The organism is Pseudomonas sp. LB1P83 (genome assembly GCF_054897885.1).
The window spans coordinates 4,569,243-4,583,694 of sequence record NZ_CM142709.1; the positions used below are offsets into that span (position 1 = coordinate 4,569,243).

Consider the following 14,452-nt stretch of genomic DNA (forward strand, 5'->3'; position numbering starts at 1 on the left):
ATGAGTCGGAGCGGCACCGGAGAGGATTCGCGGCGCAAGTTAAGCGAGGCGGATTATGGCGAGGTTGCTTAGGGTAATCGAGCGGCATTGCACGCTTTAACTCATCATCATGCTGAGCATCACCAACACCAGCAAACCGATATAAACCCGCGCATGAATACGATCCGGTATCCGCCCAATCCACGGCGTCGCCAACCGAATTCCGATGAGCGATCCGGTCGTCAGTAAAACGAATGCCAATACATCCACATACCCGATAAACCAAGCCCCCAAATCAAACTTGGTGACCCCGGCCATCGCCATGTAAGTCAGCGTCCCGGCCAACGCCACCGGCAGGCTTAGCGGATTGGCCATTGACGTCGCCTGACTCATGCTCAATCCGCATCGACGCAACAACGGCACGGTCATCACGCTCCCGCCCACTCCGAGAAACGTCGCGATCGCACCGATTCCTACGCCGCCACCCGAAACTTCTGCCCTCCCCAATCGCCGTGGGATTCCGTTACTGGTGTGCGTAAGAAATCCGCGTCGGAACACGCAATCCATAATGGTCACGCCCAGGTACGCGATGAAGGCATAACGAATCACCTCTCCACTTACCCACATCGCCGCGACCGCTCCGAGGATTGCGCCCAATCCGATAAACCCACCCAACGGCCACAGGTAATGGCGAATGAGATTACCCGCGCGGTGATGTTTTCCCGTGGCGACCAATGCGTTAACGATCATCACGCAGGTCGAAGTCGCCACGGCAATGTGCATCGCCGATTGACCGATAGGGTCATCGACACCATGGCTGGCCATGAGCATCCGGTAAAGCAATGGCACCACAACAAAGCCGCCACCGAAGCCGAACAACACCGCAGTAACACCAGTCACGCCCCCAAAAAACCCTAGCAAAAGATAAAACATCACACGTCGTCCATTGATTGAGAGCCGCCGACAATAGAGCGATGCGCCTTGGCCTGCTTCAGCAACTCAGCCAATAATGTTCGCGTTTACGCCAACTGTTGGAAGCTGCTCAATGCGCAATATTTCGATCAATCTGCTGGATGACACTCCACGCTCAGTGGTGGCGATCGGTACGGATTATTCCCACGGCCATGTGTTGCCCCGTCATACACATCGGCGGGCACAACTCCTGTACGGCGCCACGGGGGTGATGCAGGTCAGTACGCACGACGGCAATTGGGTGGTGCCGCCACAACGGGCGGTGTGGATTCCGGCGGGGGTGGCACATGAGGTTCTGATGCTGGGGGTGAGCACGCGCAGTTTGTACATCGAACCCGGGAGGGTGGATCTGGGGGTTCGTTGCCAGGTGATCAGTGTGTCGCCGTTGATGCGGCACTTGTTGATGGAGGCGGTGGAGATCCCGCTGGCGTATGACGAGGCCGGGCGCGATGGCGCGCTGATCGAGTTGTTGCTGCATGAGCTGGCGCGCAGTGCACATTTGCCGTTGCACATCCCTCTACCGGTCGATGTGCGGTTGCTGGGGTTGTGCCAAGGCTTTTTGCAGCGGCCCGACGCGCATCAATCGCCACAGCAATGGGCTGATCAATTGCACATCAGCCTGCGTACGTTTAATCGGCTGTTCCGTCAGCAGACTGGCCTGTGTTTCAGCCAATGGCGCCAGCGGGCATGCGTGGTGCTGGCATTGGCGAAGTTGGCGGCGGGTACGCCGGTGACGCGGATTGCGCTGGATTTTGGCTATGACAGCCCGGCGGCATTCTCGACCATGTTTCGCCGCGTGTTGGGGCAGGCACCGTCCGTCTGGATGGAGGGGGCTGCATAGCAAAAATCAAAAAATGAGTTTGATCCGGGCGCAAAACAACTGTACAAAACAACAGTACTTTTTGGATTAGCACTCTCGAGCCCGGAGAACACCATGGCCTCTCTTGCGATGAAAATCACCCTGGAACGTATCGCCCTTTTCCAATTCACCCCGGCCCACTCCGCCCAGGCCCGAGCGATGCTGGGTTGGAGCGTGGAAGAGCTCTCGGAGGAATCCGGGGTCTCCGTGGACGCCATTCTGCGTTTTGAAGCCGAACGCGATGTACTGGATGTCACCCGACTGGCGTTGGCGTATCGGTTTGAATCTGAGGGGTTGGTGTTCTTCCCGGGATTTGCGCCGGGTCGAGGGATGAATATTAAAGGGTCGACGCCTGATCCGGTGGGTCGGGCGGACTATGCGATGGTTGAGTGAGGTGTCAGTTGATGAATGGAATCGATGAAGGCGACAGGCGCGGTAATCCATCTTCGGGTGCCGATGCGAGGGAAATGAGGGCCAAAGCCGAATACCTCATGAAGATCGGGATGCTGCTCGACACAGGTCAGTTGGGTAAGGCGGAAGCGGCGCAAAGGCTTGGGCTGACAGCGGGGGAACTGGATGAAATTCTCGACGGGAACGTACGCGATCTGACTGTGGCGAAGATCGCGGGCCGCTCCATGGCGAGCGGCCCAACGGTAGAGGATCAAGCGTTCTGAGGCCTTGATCGCGCTTCCAGGAGGGTGTGATGGCTTTCGTTGCCCGCACCAGCCTGGTCTCACGCCTTACTGCTTTTTAAACGCCGGATTCTGGCGCTCTAACGATGCTTGTTCATAGCTGTAAGCCAGCGCCAGCAGTTGAGGTTCACTCCAGCGCTGGCCGAAAAAGAACACAGAGGTCGGCAACTCATCGTTGTTCATGCCCGACGGGACGGTAATGCCAGGGAAGCCAGCCACTGCGGCGCTGAATTGCGAATAGCCATCGGCATCGGCGATCAACGCATCCAGATTATGTTCAGCCACTTGCTCATCAATGGCAGCCTTGAAGCTGGCATTGAGGATGCCGAACAACTCAGTTGCCTGCGAGTGGGTCATGTCCAGTTCGTTGATGTCCTTCAGCATCTGCTGCCCGTAACCTTCGGCGCCCGGATGAAGTTCGTTGAAGTCGATCAACTGTTGAAGCGTCTGAATCGGCAACCCTGGGCGGCTGGCCAGGTACTCGGGCAGTTCGTGTTTCATGCCTGCCATAAGGGTGTTGAAGTAGCCATCGATATCCGGCAGTCGGACTTTCAACGACACCAAGGTAGCGCCTTGTTCTTCCAGCGTGGCCAACGCCGTCAGGAATTCAATGCCTGGTTTAAGCACGCTGCCGTTCGTGCCTACGTACTCGATCGGGTAGCCGATTCTTTTGCCTTTCAATGCGTCCGTGGTGAGCAGAGTGGTGTAGTCGACTCCCTTCGGCGCATTACCGGTTGAGGCATCCGTAGCATCGGCGCCTTGCAGGGCATTGAACATCAGTGCGGCGTCACGAACGGTGCGAGTGAGGGTGCCGGGGGTGTCTTGCAGACGTGTGATGGGAATGATGCCTGATCGGCTGAACAATCCCAGTGTCGGTTTGACGCCAACTACCCCGTTGGCCGAAGCAGGGCAAGTGATCGAGCCGTTGGTTTCAGTGCCGATGGCCAACGGTGCGAAACCGGCGGCTACGCCAGCAGCAGAACCGGAACTGGAACCACAGATTTCTCCGCCAAGTACGTGGGGATTTTTACCTTGGCCGCCTCGACCACTCCAACCGTGGGGCAAGCCCATTTCCCGGACGTAAGCCCATTCGCTCATGTTGGTTTTACCGAGAATGACGGCACCTGCATCGCGCAGTTGTTTTACGACAAACGCATCGTTCGCCGCAGGCTGACCGACCATGGCCAAAGAGCCTGCGCTCGTTTGCATCTGGTCCGCAGTGTCGATGTTGTCCTTGAGCAGAACTGGAATGCCGTGCAGCGGGCCACGCACTTTTCCGTCCTGACGTTCCTGGTCCAAGGTGGTGGCAATGTCGATGGCTTGCGGGTTGAGCTCAATAATCGCGTTAATCATCGGCCCTTGCTTATCCAGCGTGCTGATGCGCGCCTGCAAATATTCCACCAGTGAAACGGAGGTGAGTTCGTTACGTTCCATCCGCTCAGTGAGCTCGCTGACGCTCGCATATTCGAGCGTCATAGCAGTGACTGGTGCTTTATTGTCTGCAAATGCAGACCCGGTGGCCGATAGCAGAATGATCTGCACCAGTGCCGTCATGCGGTTTCTTAAAACGTCCTTCATTTACAGCTTCCTTGTTATGGCTAATCACGAGTGAGTCATTTCACCCGCTGCACAGCCTACCGAAGCCATAGGAAACGGCTGTCAGCCACAAGGAACCTCCAACGTAGGAAACTTCATCCAGACTTGTAGCCACTACAAGCCATACGGCCTTCTTCCTTCACGGTACTTTCCATTTCCGACCACCACGCGCTTCCCCGTTGCGGGTATTTCACGTTGAACGCCTCACCCATTTGCGGTGTGGTGATCGACACATTGCGCTCCCAGGCCAATGCGAGGATCCGGTCGAAGGGCTCGAACCAGGCGTGCATCGACAAATCGAAGGTGCCGTTGTGAATCGGCAATAACCAGCGCCCTTTGAGGTCGATGTGCGCTTGCAGGGTTTCCTCAGGCTGCATGTGAATGTGAGGCCACTCGACGTTGTAGGCGCCGGTTTCCATGAGGGTCAGGTCGAACGGGCCGTACTGTTCGCCGATGCGTTTGAAGCCATCGAAATAACCGCTGTCGCCGCTGAAGAAGATGCGCGTGTCGCCGTCGATCATCACCCACGAGGCCCAAAGCGTGCTGTTGCCATCGAACAGGCCACGACCGGAGAAGTGTTGCGACGGGGTGGCGATGAACTGCATGCCGTCGACTTCCGTGCCCTGCCACCAATCCAGTTGACGCACTTTGCTGGCATCGACGCCCCACTTGATCAGGGTGTCGCCCACGCCCAGTGGCGTCAGGAAGTACTTGGTCTTGTCGGCCAATTTGAGCACGGTTTGATAATCGAGGTGGTCGTAGTGGTCGTGCGACAGGATCACCGCTTCGATCGGCGGCAATGCTTCGAGGCTGATTGGCGGCTGGTGAAAACGCTTGGGACCGGCCCACTGCACCGGTGAGGCGCGTTCGGCGAAGACCGGGTCGGTGATCCAGAATTTGTCCCGCAGTTTCAGCAGTACGGTGGAATGGCCGAGGCGATAGATGCTGTGATTGGGTGCAGCGATCAGCGCGGCCTGGGTCAGGGCTTGCACCGGGACGGGCGCTGTCGGTCGGGTATTGCGCGGCTTGTGGAAGATCATGTTCCACATGATGCGCACCATTTTGCGAAAGCCTTCACGTTGCACGGGCGCATGATTGCGGAAGAGCCCTTCTGCCTGACGGGATGCTTCAGGCGTGGAGGCGTTGTCCGTAGGGGAAATTGAGTTGGCCATGACTGAGTAACTCCAGAAAAACCGCAAAAAGCGGTATTCCACGGTGGGACGATTAATGGCCAAAGCACGCACGCATCAGCCGGAGATTCTATTTTTCCCTGAGCAGGATTAACAAAACATTACACTGCACAGTGTAGTTTCAAGGTTGCATCAAACCCGATCACAAGTAAACTGCTGAGTGTAATTCTCTTTATCTTCCTGCCGAAGCGTACTTATGACAGCTCCACAGCGCCTCACCGACCGTAAACGCGAAGCCATCATTCAGGCGGCGATTGCCGAATTCCGTGCCAACGGTTTCGACATCACCAGCATGGACAAGATCGCCGCCACCGCCGGCGTGTCGAAGCGCACGGTGTACAACCACTTCCCCAGCAAGGAAGAATTGTTCGCCGAAATTCTCAATCAACTGTGGGCGCGGGTGACCGCAGAACAGGAAACGGCCTACCGCCCTGACCTGCCGCTGCGCGATCAAATGAGCCTGATGTTGAGGGCGAAATTGCAGATGCTGGGCGATGACAATTTCCTCGACCTGGCGCGTGTGGCGATCGCTGCCACCATTCATTCCCCCGAGCGCGCGCAAAATATGGTTGCCCGAATGGGTGAGCGTGAAGAAGGCCTGACCGTGTGGATTCGCGCCGCCCAGGCGGACGGTCGATTGAAACCGGTCGCCCCTGAATTTGCCGCACAGCAGATTCAGGGAATGCTCAAATCCTTTGCGTTCTGGCCGCAGATTTCCATGGGGCTCCCGGCGCTGTCAGACGAGATGCAGAGCACCGTGGTGGAGTCAGCGCTGGACATGTTTCTGGCCTGTTATCAGCGCTGAATCGAGCTGCAACAAATGACAATGTCGGCCGATTGACCGGTCATGGGTCGCGCTGAATACATCGCTGCAATGTGTTTCAGAATGAAACTGGCGCTGGGGCTATAGTGAGCCTCAGTCCCAGCGCCCTGCAGAGAGCATCATGACCACCAACACCAACGAAACCGCCCCCGCCGCTCCCGTCGATCACCTGCGTTTTCACCGCGCTCATGCTCACTTGGCGCCGACGTTCGGCAACGACAAGTTTGCCCTGCGCGCCGAGGCCTTTGCGCGGTTCTTCGGCACGCCGACCTTTCTGGGCGCCCAGACGCTGATCGTGGTGCTTTGGGTGTGTCTCAACATCTTTGGGGTGACCCACTTCGACGTCTATCCGTTCATCCTGCTCAACCTGGCCTTCAGCCTGCAATCGGCTTACGCCGCCCCGCTGATTCTGTTGGCCCAGACCCGCCAGGCGGCGCGGGACAAAGCTCAGTCAGACGCCGACGCCCTGCACCGGGAATCCCTCGCCGTGGCCAACAGCGAACGTCAGGCACAAGCGGCGCAGAACACCGCGCAGCTGATGGCGTTGCTCGAGCAGAACACTCGGCTGACGGAAATGACCAAGACCCTGACTGAACGCATCGAGAACCTGACCTCGGAAATGCATCAGCACTTCGTGCTCAAGGATCAGCCAAAAGTTTAGCGCCCGGTCACGGCAATCGAAGCGCCCGCCCCAACTCATCGAACAACGTCACCACCGAGCGCAACGCACGGCAGTCCGGGCGGGTGAGCAGCCAGAGCGCGGTATCGTAACCGTGCAAGGGGCCGGTCAACGGTTGCAGTTGGTCACCGATCAAAAAGTCCGGCAACACCGCGACGCCCAACCCGGCCCGCACCAATTCGGTCACCGACAGCATGCTGTTGCAGCGATATCCGGGTGTCACGCCGGGCAATTGCTGGCGCCGCCAGGCAATGGTGGGATGGTCGGGAAGAAAGTCATCCGGCGCGATCCAGGTCAGTGAGGCCAGGTCTTCAGGATCGACCGATTTCAAGTACGCCGCGCTGGCACAGACCCGATAGGAAATATCCGCCAGACATCGACCGACCAAGTGTTCGGGCGGCGTGCGGGTGAGGCGCAAGGCGATGTCGGCATCGCGGCGGCTGAGGTTGGCGAAGTCGTTTGAGGTGCTCAGCTCGAGGGTCAGTGCCGGGTAGGACGGCATGAACTGCGCCAGTGCCGGCAGCAGCAACCCTTGCAGAACAGAATCGGTACAGGTCAACCGCACCGTGCCGCTCACAACTTCACCGCCCTGCTCCACGCCGATGCGCGCCGCTTCCAGCGCTTGTTCCGCCCGCTCAGCTTGCTCGGCGAGAGTTTTCGCAAGCGTGGTTGGCAGGTAACCGGCGCGGCTTTTTTCGAACAGTTGCTGGCCCAGCGCGGCTTCCAATCGGCGAACGGCGCGAAACACCGTTGAAACGTCGACTTTCAACAACGCCGAGGCCCGGGCCAGAGAGCCGCCGCGCACCAAGGCGAGGATCAGCGCCAGGTCTGGATAGTCGAGCCGATAGTGCGTCGCTGCATTGATCACTTGGGATAACGCCAATATTGAATGCGTAAACGCCAATCTATAGTGGGTGCCAGGAATCAACAAGCGTCGAGATCACTCATGGAAACCACCGCAATCCGCATTGCCCTCATCGGTGATTACGATCCACAGGTCACCGCCCATCAAGCCATTCCCGTCGCGCTCGGCATGGCGGCTGAACAATTAAACGTGGATGTGCGATTTCAGTGGCTGACCACCGATCACATAAACACCGCCACCCCGTTACAAAACTTCGACGGTTTCTGGTGCGTGCCCGCCAGCCCTTATCGCGACATGGACGGCGCGTTACGGGCGATCCGTTTTGCCCGTGAACAGCAGCGACCGTTCCTCGGCACCTGCGGCGGGTTTCAACACGCGGTGCTGGAGTTCGCTAGAAACGTGCTGGGTTGGGAAGACGCCGAACACGGCGAAACCCATCCCGATGCAGCGCGTGCGTTACTCACGCCGCTGGCTTGTTCATTGGTGGAAGCGACGGACAGCATTCACCTGGTTGAAGGCTCGTTGATCGCCAAGGCGTACGAAAGCGCTGAGATCGTTGAGGGATATCGCTGCCGCTATGGCGTGAATCCAGACTTCGAACGTGAGTTATTGACGCAACAGCTGTGCGCCGTTGGCCATGACTCGACCGGCGACTTACGGGCGGTTGAACTCAAAGGTCATCCGTTTTTCGTCGCCACCCTGTTCCAGCCTGAACGCGCCGCGCTCAAAGGCACGCTACCGCCGCTGGTTCGCGCCTTGATCGAAGCCTGCAAAAGGCAAAAATCATGATTGCCGATACGCCATCGGCGCCTTACTACGCGGTGATTTTTACTTCGCTGCGCACCGACGGCGATCACGGTTACGCCGAGGCCGCCGAGCGCATGTTGGAACTGGCCCGTGAGCAACCGGGGTTTCTGGGGGTGGAATCAGCTCGGGGCGAGGATGGGCTGGGGATTACGGTGTCTTACTGGGCCAGCGAGGCGGCGATTGTTGCGTGGAAGCATCATCCTGAGCACAGCGAGATTCGCGAGCGTGGGCGGTCGACGTGGTATTCGGCGTGTCATACGCGGGTGTGCAGGGTTGAGCGGGGGTATGCGTTCAAGACAGCAAAATGATGCGGTGTTCTTTAGGCCGCCTTCGCGGGCAAGCCTCGCTCCTACGGGGATTACGCTGTACAAGGAGCGAGGCTTGCCCGCGAAGAGGCCAGAGCAAACAACACAAAAACCTCAGCCCTGAACAAGACTCCTGACCGCCGAAATCTCCGGCACTTCCCGCCGATTCATGTACACCCGCAACGGTTCGGTCACATTGATCCGGTCATCAACATTCTGATCCAGCAGCAACTGAATCAGCTCACGCTTGAGCGTCATCGCCTGCGCCGGCCCCGGCGCCCAGACAAATTCACTCGTGGGAATAATCCCGTCATCAGCCACGTCCATACCAAACGAGTCTTCGCTGAAACGCACGATGTAGTGGCCGGTCTTGCGATTGAGGCCGACGAAGCCTTTGAGTTGGTCGGCGGCCTGGCAGATAAGCTCGGAAGTGATGCGCATATAAACCTCACAAAAGGTCGTTAACGACCGGTGAACGATGGTTTACACGCAAGGTTTAGCAATCGGATTTCCCTCTGCCGGGGAAATGCCTGGGCCAAGAGTACTGCAAAGAACTGCACAAAAGCGCTGAAAAAATCTGCTTTAAACACGTTTATGTCGGTCTGGCGATAGCGCTCGGGGCGCTCAGTTGTTAAAAGAGACGTCTTTGAAAACTCATCGCGAAAGGACCTCGACCATGCCTGCTACCTTCACCAAAAGCGCCCTGCTGCTGAGCATGCTGCTCGGCCTCGGCCAGGCACAGGCCGCCAACGAGCCCAGCCCGACCGCTCTGGCGACCCGTGTGGGCATCCCGCATCCTGCTGTGATCGCCCACCGTGGCGCGTCTTTCGATGCACCGGAATCCACCGCCGCCGCCTACAAACTGGCCCGTGATCTGGGCGCTGATTATCTGGAAATGGACCTGCAACGCAGCAAGGACGGCGTGCTGTTCGCCCTGCACGACAACAACCTGCAACGCACCACCGACGTTGCCACAAAATTCCCCGACCGCAAGGACAGCCCGGCCAACGCATTCACCATCGCCGAACTGAAAACACTGGATGCCGGCAGCTGGTTCAACACCGCCTACCCGGATCGCGCACGTCCTGCCTTCGTCGGCCTGAAGATCCTGACCCTCGACGAAATCATCGACATCGCCCAGGGCAATCCGCTGCACAAGCCCGGCCTGTACATCGAGACCAAAGAGCCGAAGCAATTCCCCGGTATCGAAAGCGACCTCAAGGATAAATTGCAGGATCGCGGCTGGCTGAGCCCGGCCGGTTCCAAACTGGCGAAAAGCAATCTGGCGGTCGGCCAGGGCAAAGGCAAAGTCGTGCTGCAAACCTTCGAGAAGAGCAGCCTCGAACTGCTTGAGAAGGAAATGCCGCAGGTGCCGAAGATCCTGCTGCTGTGGGTCGGCGAAGGCAGTATCGAACCGAAATCCAAAGTGACGTTTGCCGAGTCCGGCGACAAGGACAAAGCGACTTACTACGCCAAACAGGAACCGAAGGACAAAGCCGAATTCCAGCAATGGGTCGAGTACGCCAAGGCCCAGGGCGCGATCGGCACCGGCCCTTCGGCCGCGTTGACCAAGGGTGGCGATCAGAGCTATTCGGACCTGGTGAAACCGTGGATGAACCAATACACCCATGATCAAGGCCTGCTGGTGCACGTCTACACCATTGACGATGCGGTCGATTACCAGAAAGTCATGGAGGCCGGCGTCGATGGCATCTTCACCAACCGCGCCAGTGAGCTGCTGAAGTTCTACAAACGTCCGGCGGCGGGCACCGTCGCGCAATTGCTGCAGAACAACGGCTACTGATCGGTCGCTGACACGACACCGCGTCGACTTGCCCGCGAAATCTTCCAAACGACACGGTCATTGGAATTAAGGGTGAATTAAGTTGCCGTCGTTAATCTGGCCCCACTTAAACAGATCACCCCAAGGAAAGAACCCCATGAAAACCCTGACTGCCCTGTTCACTGCCGCTGCCCTGACCCTCACTGCTGGCCTGGCGCAGGCTGACGTTCGCGTCGACCAGATCCCTGAGCTGGTCAAGGGCGGCAAGATCAAGCCACTGGAAGAAATGAACCAGGCGGCGCTGAAACTGCACCCGGGTGCGACCATCACCGACACCGACCTGGACAACCACTTCAATGGCTACGAGTACGAAGTGGAACTGAAAACCGCTGACGGCAAAGAATTTGACGTGGACTTCGATGCCGCTACAGGCAAAGTCCTGAGCAACAAACAAGACACCTGATTCACGCATAGAAAAAAGCCGCACGATCTTCGGATCGTGCGGCTTTTTTGCATGTCGGATTCACGCAAGACTCAGGCGTTCGTGCTGACCAGAGACCCCGACGTACTGGATCGACTGTGTACCGATTCGGCAAGCAAACCGGCACGCAGACCTTTCCATTACGCGCTCAGACGCGCCGTGACTTCATTCAACTGCCCGGACAACCCGTGCAAATTGCGACCGGCCGCTTCTGTGCGCTGCACGTTGTCCAGGTTGGTGCTGGCGATGCTGGTGATTTCAGTGAGGTTGCGCGAGATGTCTTCGGCGACCGAGGTCTGCTCTTCGGCGGCGGTGGCGATCTGGCGGTTCATGTCGCGAATGGCTTCCACGGCGAGGGTGATCCGCTCCAGCATCGCGCCGGCCTGGGTCACTTGCTCGACGCTTTCTTCACTGCGCGACTGGCCGCTTTCAATCGCCTGAGCCGCGTCCACCGCGCCGGTTTGCACGGTCTGGATGATCTGGTTGATCTCGATGATCGACGCGGCCGTGCGCTGGGCGAGGCTGCGCACTTCATCGGCCACCACGGCAAAACCGCGTCCGGCTTCACCGGCACGGGCCGCTTCGATCGCCGCGTTGAGCGCCAGCAGGTTGGTTTGTTCGGCGATGCCGCGAATCACTTCCAGCACCTTGCCAATCCGTCCGCTGTCGGTTTCCAGTTGGCGGATGACCGTGGCGGTATTGGCGATTTCGCCACGCATCCGGGTGATGGTGTGGATGGTGCCCTGCATGACTTTTTCGCCCTGCTGCGCGGACTGGTCAGCATCGTCGGCAGCACGTGCCGCATCGGCGGCGTGACGGGCGACTTCCTGTGCGGTGGCAGACATTTCGTTCATCGCCGTGGCCACCTGATCGGTGCGGTTGAACTGTTCGTTGGTGCCGCTGGCCATGAGGCCGGCGATCGAATTCAGCTCCCCGCTCGCGCTGTCCAGATCCTTGGCGCTGCGCTGCAAACGGCTGAAGGTTTCGGCGAGGAAATCACGCAAGGTGTTGGCCGCGACCGCCAGCTTGCCCAGCTCATCCTGACGGGTGCTGGCCACACGATCGGCAAACTTGCCCTGGCTGAGTTGCGCCACGTATTCGATCAGTTTGCGGATCGGTTCGACCAGGTTGCGGTTGACCAGCCACAGGCTCAACAGCCCGATCAACAGACCCGAGGCGAGCATCACGATGAGCCCCAGCAATACCGTGCGATCGGCGTCGGCGCTGATCAGCGTCGATTGCTCGGTCCCCTGCTTGCGCAATTCGCTGACCAGTTCGCTCATCTGATCGCTGGTTGCACGGTCCACCCCTTTGACCGCCGTGTCGCCCGCTGTTGGGTCGGCACCGGCTGCCACGTACGCATCACGGCCCTTCTGATAGGCGGCGCCCAGCTGACGGTGTTCGTCACGCAGGCGTTCGATGCGGGTCTTGAGTTGCGGCTCGATGCCCTTCTGCCCGGCCAGCTCACCGAGAATGCTTTGCACATCGCGCTGACGGTCTTCGAATTGTTTCCAGTATTTGTTTAGGTCCGCGGGTTGCTTGCCACGCAGCAGGACGTTTTTCCATTCCTGCACCTGCACCTTGAATTGCAGGTTGGCTTCATCGATCAACTGCGAGGTGTGCAACGGGCCTTCGATCAGATTCGCATAGCTTTGAACGCCGCTGGAGAGAAAGTGAAAGCAAGCCAAGGCGATCAACAGCATCGCCAACAGGCTGCCGCTCAACAAGGCGAGGATTTGTGCTCTCAGGGATTTTTGCAGCATCAAGTGATACTCATGACAGGGGTGAGACACGCAGCAAACACGGCGTGAAAGGTGTCCGGACATCCCTGTCTGAAACTTGGCTCATGGCCGAAGCCGCGCAAAGTAACTTAAGCGAGATCGGCGTGCCAGAGCGGTTCTTGAATCTTTTCCGACCGTCGGTAGTCCAATCGTTTGCGGTTATTTTATCGTAACAAAAACGTCATCCAGGCTTGCGATGATGCGGCTCAAGTGAACCTGGGCATAACTCAACCTGTAGCAGCTGGCGAAGCCTGCGTTCGGCTGCGAAGCAGTCGTGAAATCATGCGATGCGTTGCGTCAGGAAGACCGCGTGCTCCAGTTTGACGACTGCTTCGCAGCCGAACGCAGGCTTCGCCAGCTGCTACATAAAGCGAGCGACAGTGCCTCCTGCCGCTAGCCACAAAGCGACCGACCGCACCTCCTTCAGCGAGCCCTCATGAACCACAGCATCGACCAAAGCCATCGCGCCCCGGACCTCTTCGGTCTGCTCTACGGTTTCAGTTTTCGCCCCGGCGAGCGTGGTCGGGAGATAGATTCGGCCAAGGCGTTGCAATGCCTGCAACAGCCGGACGAGAGTGACGAGTTTCTGTGGCTGCACCTGAACCTCGCGCATGCCGCGTGCGAGCGCTGGATGAAAAGCCATCTGGAATTGCCAGACGAGTTTTTCGAAGCCTTGCACGAAGGGTCTCGATCCACGCGTATCGAACATGTCGATTCGGCGTTGCTGGCCGTGGTCAACGACGTGGTGTTCAACCTCAGCAGCATGGTGTCGTCCGATGTGTCGACGCTGTGGGTCTGTGCCCGCAGTCGGCTGATCATCAGCGCGCGCCTGCAACCGCTGCACTCGGTGGACAAGCTGCGTTCGTCGGTGAAGGCCGGCGAGTGCTTTCGCTCACCACTGGAATTGCTGGTGCATTTGCTGCGCGATCAGGGCGAAGTGCTGACCCAGATCGTGCGCAAGACCAGCCTTAGTGTCGATCAGATCGAAGATGAGTTGCTGTCTTCACGGCTGTCGACCAACCGTGCTGAACTCGGTGCCAATCGCCGGGTACTGGTGCGCCTGCAACGTTTGTTGGCACTGGAGCCGGGGTCGTTGCTGCGATTGCTCAACCGGCCGCCGCAGTGGTTGCAGAAGGAGGACGTCAAGGAGCTGCGCAAGTCCACCGAGGAGTTTGCGCTGATCATCAACGACCTCACGGCGCTGGGCGAGCGGATCAAGCTGTTGCAGGAAGAGATCGCGGCCAACCTCAATGAGCAAAGCAACCGCACGCTGTTCACCCTGACCGTGGTGACGGTGCTGGCGCTGCCGATCAACATCATTGCCGGTTTCTTTGGCATGAACGTGGGCGGGGTGCCGCTTTCGGGGGATCCGGAGGGGTTCTGGATTCTGGTGGCGCTGGTCGCTACGTTTACCGTGATTGCGGGGCGTTGGGCGTTTCGTAAGCGCCAGGATTATTAATCTTTCAAATCCGGCACTCCACTTGTAGGAGCGAGGCTTGCCCGCGAAGGCGTTTTACCTGATATACCGCTTCGCGGGCAAGCCTCGCTCCTACAGGGACCGTGGTGGATTCTGATTAACGGATCAGCAAAAACCCCAAACCCTGACCCAGGGCAGTCTCTCTGTAACATTCTGCAACGAT

16 protein-coding genes are annotated in these 14,452 nt (G+C 58.5%); 10 read left to right on the forward strand and 6 right to left on the reverse strand.

Annotated features, from left to right (window positions below; translation table 11 throughout):
* Positions 1–96: 96 nt before the first annotated feature.
* Entirely contained in the window at positions 97–912 is an 816-nt protein-coding gene (locus ACYZTY_RS20950; RefSeq protein WP_461955296.1) for a sulfite exporter TauE/SafE family protein, read from the reverse strand.
* Positions 913–1,024: 112 nt separating this feature from the next.
* On the opposite strand from ACYZTY_RS20950, the gene ACYZTY_RS20955 reads away from it, so the two are divergent.
* The 3 genes from ACYZTY_RS20955 to ACYZTY_RS20965 all read left to right on the forward strand — a co-directional run bounded on the left by ACYZTY_RS20955 (position 1,025) and on the right by ACYZTY_RS20965 (position 2,484).
* The gene (locus ACYZTY_RS20955; protein WP_461955297.1) at positions 1,025–1,792 is read left to right on the forward strand and encodes an AraC family transcriptional regulator; all 768 of its coding nucleotides are present in this window, start codon (positions 1,025–1,027) and stop codon (positions 1,790–1,792) included.
* A 93-nt stretch (positions 1,793–1,885) separates the two neighbouring features.
* A complete protein-coding gene (locus ACYZTY_RS20960; RefSeq protein ID WP_461955298.1) occupies positions 1,886–2,203 on the forward strand; it encodes a helix-turn-helix domain-containing protein in 318 nt (105 codons plus the stop codon).
* An 11-nt stretch (positions 2,204–2,214) separates the two neighbouring features.
* Positions 2,215–2,484 (forward strand): XRE family transcriptional regulator, encoded by a 270-nt coding sequence (locus ACYZTY_RS20965; protein WP_461955299.1) that lies wholly within the window; start codon positions 2,215–2,217, stop codon positions 2,482–2,484.
* Between the two features lie 66 nt (positions 2,485–2,550).
* On the opposite strand, the gene ACYZTY_RS20970 is transcribed toward ACYZTY_RS20965, so the two are convergent.
* Positions 2,551–4,080 carry an amidase family protein gene (locus tag ACYZTY_RS20970; RefSeq protein ID WP_461955300.1) on the reverse strand — a complete coding sequence of 510 codons (1,530 nt, stop codon included), beginning with the start codon at positions 4,078–4,080 and terminating at the stop codon, positions 2,551–2,553.
* A 113-nt stretch (positions 4,081–4,193) separates the two neighbouring features.
* Positions 4,194–5,270, reverse strand: coding sequence for an MBL fold metallo-hydrolase (locus tag ACYZTY_RS20975; RefSeq protein ID WP_461955301.1), 1,077 nt, complete (start codon positions 5,268–5,270; stop codon positions 4,194–4,196).
* Positions 5,271–5,484: 214 nt separating this feature from the next.
* Between ACYZTY_RS20975 and ACYZTY_RS20980 the strand changes: the two genes are divergently transcribed.
* Both ACYZTY_RS20980 and ACYZTY_RS20985 read left to right on the forward strand, forming a co-directional pair.
* On the forward strand, positions 5,485–6,093 hold the full coding sequence (locus ACYZTY_RS20980) for a TetR/AcrR family transcriptional regulator (protein WP_461955302.1): 609 nt from the start codon (positions 5,485–5,487) through the stop codon (positions 6,091–6,093).
* Between the two features lie 139 nt (positions 6,094–6,232).
* Positions 6,233–6,772 carry a DUF1003 domain-containing protein gene (locus ACYZTY_RS20985; RefSeq protein ID WP_461955303.1) on the forward strand — a complete coding sequence of 180 codons (540 nt, stop codon included), beginning with the start codon at positions 6,233–6,235 and terminating at the stop codon, positions 6,770–6,772.
* A 7-nt stretch (positions 6,773–6,779) separates the two neighbouring features.
* On the opposite strand, the gene ACYZTY_RS20990 is transcribed toward ACYZTY_RS20985, so the two are convergent.
* Positions 6,780–7,721, reverse strand: coding sequence for a LysR family transcriptional regulator (locus ACYZTY_RS20990; protein ID WP_461955304.1), 942 nt, complete (start codon positions 7,719–7,721; stop codon positions 6,780–6,782).
* 15 nt (positions 7,722–7,736) lie between these two features.
* Here ACYZTY_RS20990 and ACYZTY_RS20995 point away from each other — a divergent pair, with 15 nt between their 5' ends.
* Positions 7,737–8,444 carry a CTP synthase C-terminal region-related (seleno)protein gene (locus ACYZTY_RS20995; protein WP_461955305.1) on the forward strand — a complete coding sequence of 236 codons (708 nt, stop codon included), beginning with the start codon at positions 7,737–7,739 and terminating at the stop codon, positions 8,442–8,444.
* Positions 8,441–8,770: an antibiotic biosynthesis monooxygenase family protein gene (locus ACYZTY_RS21000; RefSeq protein WP_461955306.1), complete on the forward strand. Its 330-nt coding sequence runs from the start codon at positions 8,441–8,443 to the stop codon at positions 8,768–8,770. The genes ACYZTY_RS20995 and ACYZTY_RS21000 overlap by 4 nt, the downstream gene beginning before the upstream one ends.
* Before the next feature lie 111 nt (positions 8,771–8,881).
* On the opposite strand, the gene ACYZTY_RS21005 is transcribed toward ACYZTY_RS21000, so the two are convergent.
* Positions 8,882–9,208, reverse strand: coding sequence for a DUF2025 family protein (locus ACYZTY_RS21005; protein ID WP_461955307.1), 327 nt, complete (start codon positions 9,206–9,208; stop codon positions 8,882–8,884).
* 235 nt (positions 9,209–9,443) lie between these two features.
* Between ACYZTY_RS21005 and ACYZTY_RS21010 the strand changes: the two genes are divergently transcribed.
* Positions 9,444–10,571 carry a glycerophosphodiester phosphodiesterase gene (locus ACYZTY_RS21010; protein WP_461955308.1) on the forward strand — a complete coding sequence of 376 codons (1,128 nt, stop codon included), beginning with the start codon at positions 9,444–9,446 and terminating at the stop codon, positions 10,569–10,571.
* A 136-nt stretch (positions 10,572–10,707) separates the two neighbouring features.
* Positions 10,708–11,013 carry a PepSY domain-containing protein gene (locus tag ACYZTY_RS21015; RefSeq protein ID WP_461955309.1) on the forward strand — a complete coding sequence of 102 codons (306 nt, stop codon included), beginning with the start codon at positions 10,708–10,710 and terminating at the stop codon, positions 11,011–11,013.
* A gap of 158 nt (positions 11,014–11,171) precedes the next feature.
* Here ACYZTY_RS21015 and ACYZTY_RS21020 read toward each other — a convergent pair whose 3' ends face one another.
* Positions 11,172–12,797 carry a methyl-accepting chemotaxis protein gene (locus tag ACYZTY_RS21020; RefSeq protein WP_461955310.1) on the reverse strand — a complete coding sequence of 542 codons (1,626 nt, stop codon included), beginning with the start codon at positions 12,795–12,797 and terminating at the stop codon, positions 11,172–11,174.
* Between the two features lie 451 nt (positions 12,798–13,248).
* On the opposite strand from ACYZTY_RS21020, the gene ACYZTY_RS21025 reads away from it, so the two are divergent.
* The gene (locus ACYZTY_RS21025) at positions 13,249–14,271 is read left to right on the forward strand and encodes a transporter (RefSeq protein ID WP_461955311.1); all 1,023 of its coding nucleotides are present in this window, start codon (positions 13,249–13,251) and stop codon (positions 14,269–14,271) included.
* Positions 14,272–14,452 lie beyond the last annotated feature (181 nt).